General features: G+C 56.1%; 6 protein-coding genes. 2 read left to right on the top strand and 4 right to left on the bottom strand.

The genetic code is table 11. The features are described 5' to 3' along the window. Positions 1-155 precede the first annotated feature (155 nt). Complete coding sequence (locus tag INF61_RS19340) at positions 156-497, top strand: FlxA-like family protein (RefSeq protein WP_017383471.1); 342 nt, start codon at positions 156-158, stop codon at positions 495-497. On the opposite strand, the gene INF61_RS19335 is transcribed toward INF61_RS19340, so the two are convergent. Next, a complete protein-coding gene (locus tag INF61_RS19335) occupies positions 488-1,429 on the bottom strand; it encodes a LysR family transcriptional regulator (protein WP_032649001.1) in 942 nt (313 codons plus the stop codon). The two genes, INF61_RS19340 and INF61_RS19335, sit on opposite strands and share 10 nt — an antisense overlap. An 89-nt stretch (positions 1,430-1,518) precedes the next feature. Between INF61_RS19335 and INF61_RS19330 the strand changes: the two genes are divergently transcribed. Further along, positions 1,519-2,514, top strand: a complete 996-nt coding sequence (locus INF61_RS19330) for a bile acid:sodium symporter family protein (protein ID WP_015572227.1) — start codon at positions 1,519-1,521, stop codon at positions 2,512-2,514. On the opposite strand, the gene INF61_RS19325 is transcribed toward INF61_RS19330, so the two are convergent. From INF61_RS19325 to zipA, 3 genes are all read right to left on the bottom strand, one after another. Further along, positions 2,511-2,726, bottom strand: a complete 216-nt coding sequence (locus INF61_RS19325) for a DUF3820 family protein (RefSeq protein WP_003861328.1) — start codon at positions 2,724-2,726, stop codon at positions 2,511-2,513. The genes INF61_RS19330 and INF61_RS19325 overlap by 4 nt on opposite strands. A 1-nt stretch (position 2,727) precedes the next feature. Beyond that, positions 2,728-4,743 carry an NAD-dependent DNA ligase LigA gene (gene ligA / locus INF61_RS19320; RefSeq protein ID WP_032659688.1) on the bottom strand — a complete coding sequence of 672 codons (2,016 nt, stop codon included), beginning with the start codon at positions 4,741-4,743 and terminating at the stop codon, positions 2,728-2,730. Between the two features lie 68 nt (positions 4,744-4,811). Next, a complete protein-coding gene (zipA, locus tag INF61_RS19315; protein ID WP_015572226.1) occupies positions 4,812-5,807 on the bottom strand; it encodes a cell division protein ZipA in 996 nt (331 codons plus the stop codon). Positions 5,808-6,000 lie beyond the last annotated feature (193 nt).

Here is a 6,000-nt window from a genome sequence, read left to right as displayed (position 1 = left end):
ATCCTGCACGACCCACCAATGTAAAAAAGCGCCCTAAAGGCGCTTTTTTGCTATCTGCGATATAGCACATCCCCATTGCAGCCAGACCGCTTGTTTTACTCAAGCTCACGCCTTCTTTGCCGATACCTCTATTTTATGGCGAAAAGGATCTCAATATGACAACTCTTAAGCCCGTTTCTCTGTCGGCGATGGAAATCGGCAGCGTAGATAACAGCTCCGGCGGAAACGACATTGCTTCTCAAATCACCCGTCTGACCAAACAGATAACGAAAGTCACTCAGCAGCTCAAAGAAGTGGCCATGGGTGATGCCACAGCAGAAGAGAAGCAAAAGCAGCAGGAATTACTCGAATCTCAGCTGGCTATGTTGCAGGCACAGCTGGCGCAATTGCAGCGTCAGCAGGCAGAAGAGGCGATGCCAAAACAGGAAAAAGGTCAGGCAGTCGCGGAAGGCATCAATAAGCCCTCCGCGGAGCATCAGATTAATATCTACATCTGATTATTGGTTTCGTTAAAAAGTGGATCGCGTGTGCGGGCCTCCATCAAACGTTCGGCCTGCATACGCACCACATCCCAGCAGGCATGCGCCGCGCCGGAAAGTGACCTGTTTTTACGGCGTACCAGCATCAGCTGGCGTTCGACACAGGGTACGAAACGCTTCACCGTTAAACGACTCCCCTGCGGCAGTGGCAGCGCCAGCGCCGGCAGAACGCTGATGCCAATCCCCGCTTCGACCATCGGGAAGAGCGTGGCAGGATGCCCAATCTCCTGCACAATGGTTGCCTTAACGCCCTGCGCGGCCAGAGCGGCATCTATCAGCGGACGGCTGCCTGATGCATAATCCTGTAACACCAGGTTTGCCCCCTGCAAGGCCTGCCAGGCCACGTGTGGCAGCGATGCCAGCGGATCATCATCGCGGCAGAGCAATAAAAAGGGCTCCGAGAGCACCACTTCACATTCCAGGTCGCTTACCGCTCCGGGATCAATAACGATGCCAAAATCCACATCCCCCTGACGGATACTCTCCAGTACCCACTGCTGCGGCCTGTCGTGCAAAACAAAATCGATATCCGGATAGCGGTGATTACTTTCAGCGATACACTGGGGAATAAGATGCGCTGAAATCGTCTGGCTCGCCGCCACTCTCACGGTGCCGGAAAGCTGTTGTCCGAGCCGGCCGACATCCCTGAGCGTACTGTGCAGTTCATCCAGCAGCCTCTCCAGACGCATTGCCAGCTGCTGTCCCGCTTCGGTGAGTACCACTTCTCGCGTCGTACGGTCGAGCAGCTTCACTCCCGTTTGCGTTTCAAGCTCCTTAACGCTGTGGCTCACCGCCGACTGACTGAGGCCAATGATCTCCCCTGCCCGGCTAAAGCTGCGGGCCTGCGCGACGGTGACGAAAACGCGAAGCTGACGTAACGAATAATTCATCTGTTTAATTCATGAATGGATGCAATAAATCAATTTTATTTCTCAAAGGGAAGAAAGCACAATAGCGGCATCTGTTTTCAGGAGTGATTATGAAACTTTTTCGTATCCTTGATCCGTTTACGCTGACCCTGATTGGTGTCGTCTTGCTGGCCTCGTTCTTCCCGGCGCGGGGCAGTTTCGTTCCGGTTATTGAAGGACTGACCACGGCAGCCATTGCCCTGCTGTTCTTTATGCATGGCGCCAAACTCTCCCGGGAAGCCATTATTGCAGGCGGTAGCCACTGGCGACTACACCTGTGGGTAATGTGCAGCACCTTTATCCTCTTCCCGGTTTTGGGCGTGCTGTTCGCCTGGTGGGCGCCGGTGAATGTCGATCCGGCGCTGTATACCGGTTTCCTTTATCTGTGCATTTTGCCGGCCACCGTGCAGTCCGCTATTGCCTTTACCTCGCTGGCGGGCGGTAACGTCGCGGCGGCGGTTTGTTCTGCTTCCGCTTCCAGCCTGCTGGGGATCTTTGTTTCACCGCTGCTGGTCGGTCTGCTGATGAATATGCACGGGGCGGAAGGTAATCTGGAGCAGGTGGGTAAAATTTGTCTGCAACTGCTGCTGCCGTTTGTGCTCGGACACTTATCCCGTCCCTGGATTGGGGCGTTTGTGGCAAAACATAAAAAATGGATCGGGAAAACGGACCAAAGCTCAATTCTGCTGGTGGTTTACACGGCCTTCAGCGAAGCCGTGGTGAACGGCATCTGGCACAGGGTGGGCGCTGGATCGCTGCTGTTTATTGTGGTGGTAAGCATCGTTCTGCTGGCCATTGTCATCGCGGTTAACGTCTTTGTGGCCCGCAAATGCGGCTTCAATAAAGCCGATGAAATCACCATTGTATTTTGCGGATCGAAAAAGAGCCTCGCCAACGGGATCCCAATGGCCAATATTCTGTTCCCGACGTCCGTCATTGGGATGATGGTGTTGCCGCTGATGATTTTCCATCAGATCCAGCTGATGGTATGTGCAGTACTGGCGCGGCGTTACAAGGCGCAGACGGAAAAGCTGGCGCAGGAAGAGACCCGCGCCGCGAAAGTTTAAGGACGTTTCAGGGGCTGAACCAGCTGGGTCAGCCCCTCTGTTTTGATCAGTAACGTGATAGCCATCAGCTCGCCCAGACGCCCGGCGGGGAACTCATCCTTACGGGCAAACCACAGCAGATACTCTTCCGGTAAATCAATCAGCCTGCGACCCTTATATTTACCGAACGGCATCTCCGTATTGGCGATCTCAACGAGCTGCTCTTTTTCCACGTCACTCTCCTAACAGGCGCATCATTTCCGCTTCGTCGATTACCTCGATGCCAAGCTCCTGCGCTTTTGCCAGCTTCGAACCGGCCGCTTCCCCGGCAATCACCAGGTCGGTTTTCTTCGATACGCTGCCCGCCACTTTTGCCCCCAGCGCCACCAGGCGCGCTTTCGCGTCATCGCGCGAGAGCTGGCTCAGGCTGCCGGTCAGCACCACCGTTTTACCGGCAAACGGGCTGTCGATCTCTTCGGCATTAACCACTACCGGTGCAGGCCAGTGAATGCCCTGTTCCAGTAATTTACCGATCACTTCACGGTTGCTCTCTTCGGCGAAGAAGTTGAAAACGTGGGTAGCGACCACAATGCCGACATCAGGGACTTTCTGTAGCTCGTCGATGGTGGCTTTCTCCAGCGCGTCCAGCGTGCCGAAATACGCCGCCAGCCCTGCCGCTGTCGCCTCTCCGACTTCACGAATGCCAAGCGCGTAAAGGAAACGGGCAAAGGTGGTGTTTTTGGCCGCCTCGAGCGCGTTAACGATGTTCTGGGCAGATTTTGGCCCCATACGATCAAGACCGGTCAGCTTACCTGCCGTCAGGGTAAAGAGGTCCGCTGGCGTATGGACGTACTCTTTCTCAACTAACTGGTCGATAATCTTGTCACCCATTCCGTCCACGTCCATCGCCCGGCGGGAGACAAAGTGCTTTAGGGACTCTTTACGCTGCGCGCCGCAGATTAACCCGCCCGTACAGCGCGTTACCGCTTCACCTTCCACGCGCTCAACGTCCGAACCACATACCGGACAGTGGGCTGGAAACTCGATGGCACGGGTATCGGCAGGACGTTCAGACTCAACAACGTTAACCACCTGTGGGATCACATCACCCGCGCGGCGAATCACCACTTTGTCACCAATGCGCAGGCCCAGGCGGGCAATTTCATCGGCGTTATGCAGCGTGGCGTTACTTACCAGCACGCCAGCCACCTGCACAGGCTCCAGACGCGCCACAGGCGTAATCGCCCCCGTACGCCCTACCTGAAACTCCACGTCGCGAACGAAGGTCATCTGCTCCTGCGCCGGGAACTTAAAGGCTACCGCCCAGCGCGGCGCACGGGCCACAAATCCTAACTGTTCCTGCAACGCCAGCGAGTTAACCTTGATCACCACGCCATCAATATCAAACCCGAGCGTGGGACGATCTTCTTCAACCTTGTGATAGAACGCCAGCACCGCCTCCGGAGAGTCGCAGAGCTGCACGCGGTTGCTAACCGGTAACCCCCACTCTTTGAACTGCATTAAGCGACCCAGGTGGGTATCTGGCAGGTCACCGCCTTCCAGGATCCCGACGCCGTAGCAGAAGAAAGTAAGCGGTCGCTTCGCGGTGATTCGCGGATCGAGCTGACGCAGCGAACCTGCCGCCGCGTTACGCGGGTTAGCAAACACTTTCCCGCCGGTACGACGCGCTTCTTCGTTGATCTTCTCGAAGCCCGCCTGCGGAAGGAACACTTCCCCGCGCACTTCCAGCCGGGCGGGAATGTTATCGCCACGCAGTTTCAGCGGGATCGCACGAATGGTGCGCACATTGGTGGTGATGTCTTCCCCGGTAGTGCCATCGCCGCGCGTTGCGGCACGCACCATCACGCCGTTCTCATAAAGAATACTGACGGCCAGACCATCCAGCTTCAGCTCGCAGCACCAGCTCAGATTGTCGACGCTCTTCAGGCGATCCTGCACACGCTTGTTGAAAGCCAGAAAACTCTCTTCATCAAACACGTTATCCAGCGAGAGCATCGGCACTTCATGGCGCACCTGGCTGAAAGCGCCCAGCGGTTCCGCGCCGACGCGCTGCGTTGGGGAATCGGGCGTAATCAGTTCGGGGTGCTGCGCTTCCAGCTCGCGCAGTTCACGCATCAGGCGGTCATATTCCGCATCCGGCACTTCCGGTGCGTCCATAACATGATAGAGATATTCATGATGGCGAAGCGTGGTTCGCAGTTCAGTAAGTTGTTGTTCGATTGAGTCCATATCGCACCATCAATGAGAAAAACCCCCGACAGGCGGGGGTTGAGGAGGAGGTGAAGTTAACGCGACGATTACGCGTTCGCTTCCTTAACTTCGCGGATGCGGTCCTGATACTCGCGCAGTTTCTGCGGCGTCATCATTCGACGCTGATCGTCGAGCACCACACCGCCCACTTCGTCGGCGATGTGCTGAGCGGACTGTAGCATCAGCTTAAAGTTTTGCAGCTCGTCACCGTAGGACGGCACCTGCATAAAGATCGTAACCCCCGGCGTGACGAAATCACCGGTCATTTCCGGGTCAAACGTGCCTGGATTGACCATATTGGCCAGGCTAAACAGCGCCGGACCGCTACCGTCAGGACTCAGGTGGCGATGGAAAATATTCATGTCGCCGAACTTGAAGCCTGCCTGTTGGATGCTGTTAAGCAGCACGTCACCGTTCAGATGGGTGCCATGATGAGCAGCCACGTTCATGATGATCACCGCTTCTTTACGCTGCGGCTTTTCAACAACCGGTTCTGGCTCTGCGACCGGCTCTGGCTCAACGCGCGGAGCGGGCTGTGGCGCAGGTGGTTCAGGCTGCGGCTGCGGTTGTTGTACCGGCTGCGGCTGCTGAACAGGCTGTGGCTGATGCACTGGCTGTGCAGGCTGTTGCACAGGTTGCGGCTGTACAGGCTGTGGCGCAACGGGCTGCTGTTGCACAGGCTGCTGCGGCGGATGACGAACAGGTTCTTCCACTGGCGGCGGCGCTGGCTGGCGCGGCTGGGCAGAGGCATACGGTGGTTGATACTGGTGCTGCGGAGCGCGGGGGGCTTCATGCTCTCCATGCGCTGCGCCGGGCGCAGTATTGACCCGATGAACACGAACTTCACCCACGCCGTCGTCGTCAGGACCGTCGATGTCGTCTTCAACGTCATCGTCGTCACGACTGGACTTCATGCGCTTCAGTGGACGATCGCGAAACATAGAGGAACGCTCTTTACGGCTGGTCCAGAAACCATGTACCAGTAAAGCGATTATGGCGATCGCGCCAACAATGATTAATATCAGACGCAAATCCTGCATCATTATATTCTCTGTTGTTCTAACACCTTGCCACCACGGCAAACATTTACTCACTAAGAGTATTTGCCGTTTACGTCAAGTGCAAGTGTATGCAGAGCATTCACAGCATAAAGATGAACTAAATCGTGCTTTTTGCTGGTTTTTCGAACATTTCCGAACTGGTCATTGGCCCGTAACTGGATAATATAGGCGGGCA

It is taken from the genome of Enterobacter cloacae complex sp. P18RS (assembly GCF_014982105.1).
GTDB lineage: Bacteria > Pseudomonadota > Gammaproteobacteria > Enterobacterales > Enterobacteriaceae > Enterobacter > Enterobacter hormaechei_C.
Note: the sequence above shows the minus strand (reverse complement) of the source record. Positions and strands in the feature narration are given on the sequence as shown.

Excerpts from the sequence above, each read along its gene's own strand:
- INF61_RS19330 (WP_015572227.1), top strand. The coding sequence starts at position 1,519 with ATGAAACTTTTTCGTATCCTTGATCCGTTTACGCTGACCCTGATTGGT.
- ligA (WP_032659688.1), bottom strand. The coding sequence starts at position 4,743 with ATGGACTCAATCGAACAACAACTTACTGAACTGCGAACCACGCTTCGC.
- INF61_RS19335 (WP_032649001.1), bottom strand. The coding sequence starts at position 1,429 with ATGAATTATTCGTTACGTCAGCTTCGCGTTTTCGTCACCGTCGCGCAG.
- zipA (WP_015572226.1), bottom strand. The coding sequence starts at position 5,807 with ATGATGCAGGATTTGCGTCTGATATTAATCATTGTTGGCGCGATCGCC.
- INF61_RS19340 (WP_017383471.1), top strand. The coding sequence starts at position 156 with ATGACAACTCTTAAGCCCGTTTCTCTGTCGGCGATGGAAATCGGCAGC.